The following is a 3734-nucleotide window of genomic DNA, read 5'->3' as shown; positions in this document are numbered from 1 at the left end:
GTTGAGCTTTGCCTGGGTGATATCCGCCGGCAGGTCGCGGCGCAGCGACGTGATGCCCACCTTCGCACAGTCGGCGTGCTTACCGCGGACATAGGCCTGCGAACCAGGGTCGTCGCCCACCAGGACCGTACCCAGCCCGGGTCTGGTGCCCGCCGCGGTCAACGCGGCCACCCGCTCCTTGAGGTCGACGAAGATCTCGTCACGGGTGATTTTGCCGTCCAACGTGATTGCAGCCACGTCCCACAGTGTGGCATCAATGCCGGATACCGGTCGGTGTGCGTGGTTAAGCTGCCGCTATGTCTGCCCCACCGGACGTGCTGGCACCGGCGAAGCTCGGACCCATCACGCTGCGCAACCGCATCGTCAAATCGGCGACCTTCGAAGCCCGCACGCCCGGGGCGTTAGTCAGCGACGACCTCATCGAGTACCACCGCCGTCCCGCGGCCGGCGGCGTCGGTATGACCACGGTGGCCTACTGCGCGGTGTCTCAGGGCGGTCGCACCGAAGGCAATGGCATCTGGATGCGCACCGAGGCCGTGCCCGGCTTCCGGCGTCTGACCGAGGCGATTCACGCGGAGGGCGCGGCGGTCAGCGCCCAAATCGGGCACGCAGGCCCGGTGGCCAATGCCCGCTCGAACAAGGCCAGGGCGCTGGCACCGGTCCGGTTCTTCAATCCGATCGGCATGCGATTCGCCAAGAGAGCCGGCCGCGACGACATCGACACGGTGATCGCCGACCACGCGAACGCGGCCAGGCTGGCCGTCGACGCCGGATTCGACGCCGTCGAAGTGCATTTGGGCCACAACTACCTGGCGAGCGCGTTCCTCAGCCCGCTGATCAACCGGCGCAACGACGAGTTCGGTGGATCGCTGGAGAACCGGGCCAAGGTTGCGCGCGGGATCGTCATGGCGGTGCGACGGGCTGTCAAAGACCAGATCGCGGTGACCGCGAAGCTCAACATGTCCGACGGCGTCCGCGGTGGCATCTCGGTCGACGAGGCCATCACCACCGCCAAGTGGTTGCAGGACGACGGCGCGTTGGACGCGATCGAACTGACCGCGGGTAGCTCACTGGTCAACCCGATGTACCTGTTCCGCGGCGACGCCCCGCTCAAGGAGTTCGCCGGCGCATTCTCGCCCCCGCTGCGCTGGGGCATGCGCATGACCGGCACCAAGTTTCTGCGCGAATACCCCTACCGCGAGGCCTATCTGCTGCGCGAAGCCAAGCAGTTCCGCGCCGAGTTGACCATGCCGCTGATCCTGCTGGGCGGAATCACCAATCGCGAGACGATGGATGTAGCCATGGCAGAAGGCTTTCAATTCGTCGCCATGGGTCGCGCGCTGCTGGCCGAGCCGGACTTGATCAACCGGATCGCCCGCGACGGCGCGAGCGTGCGTTCCGCGTGCACGCACTGCAATCGCTGCATGCCGACGATTTACACACGTACCCGCTGCGTGGTGACCGGCGCCCCCGACACTCCGGCGAACTGATCAGCGGACAACGTGTCGATCGTTGGGGATCGGACTCCCAGCCGATACAGTCTGTGCAGTGAGCCATCCAGCTAATGTGGGGGCGATGACTCATGACGCCCCGCCCGCGCTGACCGTCCGCTATGACGGGTCGCAACGCACGTTCGCCGCAGGTCACGACATCGTGGTCGGTCGCGATCTGCGCGCCGACATGCGGATCACCCATCCGCTGATTTCCCGGGCACATCTGCTGCTGCGCTTCGAGCAGGGCCGCTGGCGGGCGATCGACAACGGTTCGCTGAATGGCACCTACGCCAACGGGCATCGGGTGCCGGTAGTCGATCTGCATGACGGGCAGACGATCAGCATCGGCAACCCCAACGGTCCGCAGCTGACTTTCGAAATCGGCCGCCACGACGGTATCGCCGGCCGGCCGCCGCAGACGACGTCGATGCCGATCGCGTGGGCCGCAGCACCCGCACAGCCCGCGCCCGGCCCGCAGCAGCCGCATCGACCGCCGCCGGGGTTCAGGCACGCTGGCCCGCCCAGCCAAGGCCCCAGTCCAGGCCAGGGGCCACGGCCCACCCCCGGCGGGCCACCCGCGCCGCACTATCCCGGGCAGCGTCCACCCGTCTACCCGCAGGGACCGCAGCACCAGGGACCGCCGCCCGTTCGGCATCCTGCCCCGGTCACATCGGCTCGTCCGGTGAACGTGGCGCCCAAGACGGAGATGGCACCGGTGCCGGCAATCAGCACACCACCGGAGTCAGGCAACCTGGCGACCAAGATGATGCAGGCGATCCTGCCTGGCTCGTCGACGCCGGACAAGCCCGCCGGGTCCTTGACAATCGGGCGCGCCAACGACAACGACATCGTCATCCAGGACGTGCTCGCGTCGCGGCATCACGCGTTTTTGGTCGACTCGCCGCTTGGCACCGAGATCCGCGACGCTCACAGCATCAACGGCACCTTCGTCAACGGTGTCCGGGTCGGCTCGGCCCTGCTCAACGAGGGCGACGTCGTCACGATCGGCAACATCGACCTGGCCTTTAGCGACGGCAACCTGGTCCGCCGCACCGAAGCCGCGACCCGCAGCGGCGGCCTGGAAGTCAACAGCGTGCACTTCAGGATCGACGGCAAGGAACTCATCAACGGCATTTCGCTGACCGCGCGGCCGGGCACATTGACCGCGCTCATCGGCGGGTCGGGGGCGGGCAAGACCACACTGTCGCGCCTGATCGCCGGATACACCCATCCCAGCTCCGGCACGGTCACCTTCGAGGGCCACGACATCCACGCCGAGTACGCGACGATGCGCAGCCGGATCGGGATGGTGCCGCAGGACGACGTCGTGCACCGCCAGCTCACGATCAACCAGGCCCTCGGATACGCCGCCGAACTGCGCCTGCCGCCGGACACCAGCAAAGAGGAACGCGCCCAGATCGTCGCCCAGGTGCTCGAGGAACTCGACCTGACCAAGCACGCCGACACCCGGGTGGACAAGCTCTCCGGCGGTCAGCGCAAGCGTGCATCGGTCGCGCTGGAGCTGCTGACCCAACCGTCGCTGCTGCTCCTCGACGAGCCGACCTCGGGTCTCGACCCGGCGCTGGACCGGCAGGTCATGCTGATGTTGCGGCAGCTCGCCGACGCCGGCCGGGTGGTGCTGGTGGTGACGCACTCGGTGTCCTACCTCGATGTCTGCGACCAGATCCTGCTGATCGCGCCCGGCGGAAAAACCGCCTTCAACGGTCCGCCCAGCCAGGTCGGCCCGGAACTGGGCACTACCAACTGGGCCGACATTTTCGCCAACGTCGGCGCCGACCCCGACGAGGCGAACCGGCGCTACCTGGAGCACGGCGGCCCGGGCGGCAAGTCGCGGGCGCCGGCTTTGCAAAGCCCCGCCGATCTCGGCGAGCCGGTGCACACCGACCTGTTGGGGCAGCTCTCGACGATCGCGCGCCGCCAGGTCCGACTGGTGATCTCGGACCGCGGTTACTCGGTGTTCCTGGCGGTATTGCCATTTCTCATCGGAGCGTTGTCGTTGACGGTGAAGGGACCGAAACCGGGCCTGGGCCCGGCCAATCCGCTCGGTCTGGCGCCCACCGAGCCGCAGTACATCATGGTGCTGCTCAATATCGGAGCCGTGTTCATGGGCACGGCGCTGACCATTCGTGACCTGATCGGCGAGCGGCCGATCTTCCGACGAGAACAGGCGGTCGGGTTGTCGACGACTGCCTATCTGCTGGCCAAGGTCGCGGTGTTCTG

General features: G+C 67.5%; 3 protein-coding genes. 2 read left to right on the top strand and 1 reads right to left on the bottom strand.

The window, feature by feature from the left end; all coding sequences use genetic code 11:
* The coding region (locus AC2VOU_RS20525; RefSeq protein WP_486959022.1) for a tetrahydrofolate dehydrogenase/cyclohydrolase catalytic domain-containing protein at positions 1-237 on the bottom strand (237 nt) is incomplete at its 3' end.
* A 59-nt stretch (positions 238-296) separates the two neighbouring features.
* Between AC2VOU_RS20525 and AC2VOU_RS20520 the strand changes: the two genes are divergently transcribed.
* Positions 297-1490: an NADH:flavin oxidoreductase gene (locus tag AC2VOU_RS20520; protein ID WP_486959021.1), complete on the top strand. Its 1194-nt coding sequence runs from the start codon at positions 297-299 to the stop codon at positions 1488-1490.
* Positions 1491-1575: 85 nt separating this feature from the next.
* Positions 1576-3734 (top strand): ATP-binding cassette domain-containing protein (locus AC2VOU_RS20515; RefSeq protein WP_486959020.1); only part of this gene is annotated, 2159 nt, incomplete at its 3' end.

The organism is Mycobacterium sp. TH-M25, assembly GCF_057473665.1.
This window is presented reverse-complemented; position numbering and strand designations above follow the sequence as displayed.